Origin of the sequence: Shewanella algicola (assembly GCF_014648035.1) — a bacterium.
GTDB classification, from domain to species: domain Bacteria; phylum Pseudomonadota; class Gammaproteobacteria; order Enterobacterales; family Shewanellaceae; genus Shewanella; species Shewanella algicola.
Map to the genome: position 1 here is coordinate 1 of NZ_BMQI01000120.1, position 2,332 is coordinate 2,332.

The window sequence follows — 2,332 nt, forward strand, 5'->3', positions numbered from 1 at the left end:
AAACAGCAAAGCGGTAGTGTGGTATCGACCACGTATTATGTGGGCAGTTTTGAGCGTGAAGTGGCCTTAAGCAGTACGGTAGATAAAACCTACATTGGTGACCACACCATTAAGATGAAAGCCCATGTGGGCAGCTTAGGTAATCAATCACCGTTCCAACACGTACTGCGAGACCACTTAGGCAGTGTCGATACCTTGATGGATGCCAAAACCGGTGCCGTATTACAGCACCGTGGTTATGATGTGTTTGGTCGTCCAAGAGACATTGCCGCAGGTAATAACCTGTTAACGAGCTGGCAAGGTGTCACTAAGGGCTACACCGACCATGAGCATTTGAATGAGCAAGAGCTTATTCATATGAACGGCCGGATTTACGATTTTAACATTGGCCGTTTTTTAAGTGTTGACCCGTTTTTGCAGTTCCCAGAGAATAGTCAAAGCGCTAACCCGTATTCGTATATTTTGAATAACCCGATGAGTGGGACAGATCCGACGGGTTATTGTCAGGCTGAAGACAATATGTCTGACTGCTCTGGTAGTTTGAAGAGCGGTGAGACAAAAGCTATTACAGATGCTGATGGCAAAAGAGTTGGTACAGTTGGTAAAGACAGTAATGGTACGACTTACGTAACTTCTGGAGGTAAGGGCGATGTCAAAGATGCAATGGCTTTTACTAATAACACTGGGCGCTTCAAGTCTGATGTCGGTAAGCAAAATAGTATTGGTATTAAGGATAGTTCTACTAGCTATGGAAATTCGTCAAGTTTTATCGCTGGTTATAGCTCTGCGACTAAAGGAGATATGACTGGTGCGCTTTCGCTAACACCCATTGGGCAAACTGTTGATGGAATTAAGTCTGGGATAGATGCATTAGAAGCAGGTTATGAGGAATATCAAAAAACAGGTGATCTAACAAGCGCAGCTGTTGTAGCAGGAAAAGTTGGAACTGAAGCCTATATTGAGCGTAAACTTAAGGTTGCTAGGCTTCCTGATGTTACAAAGGGAAGAATTAATAGCGCTGGACAGCCTATTAATGAAAAGGGTCAATTTGTAAGTGGTGCTGGCGGTGAATCGGCTGCTGCGGCTCGAGGAAGAGCAGCTCACGACGCTTTTGACGCAATAGTAGAAGCAAAACGCGATCAAGGCTGGGTAAGTAAACCACGAATTGTAGATGCAAATGGAAGGGTGCATATCCCTGACGCCTTAACTCCTAGCGGACGCCCAATAGAATATAAACCTAATACACCTTCAGGAATTAAAGCCGGTAGACGCCAGCTCAAGCGGTATGAGCAGGTAACGGGTAAGAAAGGACGATTATTAACTTACGATTAAGGAAATATCGGTGATTAAAGAGCTTATTAAATTGTACATTGCGCCCTTTCTTAAACGACTAGGATTTAAGAAAAAAGGCTCTACGTGGAATAGAGAAATTAATGGCGTTGTTCATGTAATTGATATCCAATCAACTAAAGCACGTGTAGATGGTACAGAATTATTTACTATTAATATCGGCGTTTTTATCAATGAGCTGTGGCAGATCTTTTGGAATAAGGAAGTTCCTCAGTTTGTAAAAGAAGAAAATTGTTATCCTCGATTTAGATTGGGGTATTTACTTTCTGGGTTTGATCCAAAACGCCGTGATCAGTGGTGGCAAATTAACACTGAAGAAGATATCGAAAAAATTTGGAAAGAACTTGATGTTATATTCTTGAAACATTGCCTGCCTTTTTTTGATGAAATTGAAAGCGTGGGCGACCTTCTTGGTATATCTGATAAAACTAGACCTAATATGCCGTCAGAGAAACTTTCACATGGCATCTTGTTGAATATGACTGACAATAAAGAAGAGGGCGATCGATTAATTGGCGAGTTAGTTTCAGATTCGCACTGGGGCAATAGGGCTACGGAAATATCAGAAAGACTGTCCCAACGATCTTGATATGTGGTTATGAAGTCTAGCCCAATAATTAGGACATCACCCATAATTATTTCATCTTAACTACGACTATGACGCCGCAGGTAATATCCTTGTTAAAGGCGATTACGGTAGTCAATATAAAATAATTAAGACATATATGGACGCTCCCGGTGAGTCAAGGTAATACTCTGCTCACCCAAGGCTTTTTTGGGCCTTAGCTTTCTGATCTACTGCTTCACACTTATCGTTGTTTTTGATGCGACTCATTTACCGCTTAAAGCGGTTGTACTGACATATATTCGGGCTTAACAGCCAAGCTGCGCCCCTAATGAAATCCGTACCACTGCGCCTAAAATGTGAAACACCCATGCGGATTAGGACTTATCCTATCCTTGTTCTGTTCGGGCTTGCACT

2 protein-coding genes are annotated in these 2,332 nt (G+C 42.3%); both read left to right on the forward strand.

Annotation, left to right across the window (positions count from 1 at the left end; all coding sequences use genetic code 11):
* The coding region (locus tag IEY42_RS21935; RefSeq protein ID WP_308425015.1) for an RHS repeat-associated core domain-containing protein at positions 1 to 1,332 on the forward strand (1,332 nt) is incomplete at its 5' end.
* Between the two features lie 10 nt (positions 1,333 to 1,342).
* Positions 1,343 to 1,939, forward strand: coding sequence for a DUF4304 domain-containing protein (locus IEY42_RS21940; protein WP_188927288.1), 597 nt, complete (start codon positions 1,343 to 1,345; stop codon positions 1,937 to 1,939).
* The last annotated feature ends 393 nt before the right edge of the window (positions 1,940 to 2,332 follow it).